The organism is Pseudomonas viridiflava, assembly GCF_900602065.1.
In the GTDB taxonomy this organism is placed as follows: Bacteria; Pseudomonadota; Gammaproteobacteria; order Pseudomonadales; family Pseudomonadaceae; genus Aquipseudomonas.
Map to the genome: position 1 here is coordinate 1 of NZ_UWFN01000225.1, position 304 is coordinate 304.

A 304-nucleotide genomic window follows, 5' to 3' on the forward strand; every position below is an offset into this window, starting at 1 on the left:
GAACGGCGATGGCCTGAGCGCCAACTGGGCGACGCGCGAGCAGGAAAACAATCGCGATCACTGGTCGATTTCTCACCAGGGTCGCTGGGGTTGGGCGACGTCGGATGTATCGCTGGCGCACGAGAAGTCCAGCCGTGAAGGCACGGCCAGCGCAGCCCAGACCGACGTGCTCGGCCGCAAGCCGACGGTCGAGAACACCGTGTTGGATGCCAAGCTGGTGATGCCGACCGAACGCAATATCACCACCACCGGCCTGCAGTGGAAAGACACCACCGTAACGGACTGGAATCAGGGCCTGGGTGAC

The 304-nt window shown here is 63.5% G+C and carries 1 pseudogene; it reads left to right on the forward strand.

From position 1 onward, the window contains the following. Window positions 1-304: pseudogene (locus EE949_RS12950) on the forward strand (TonB-dependent receptor); the annotation flags it as partial.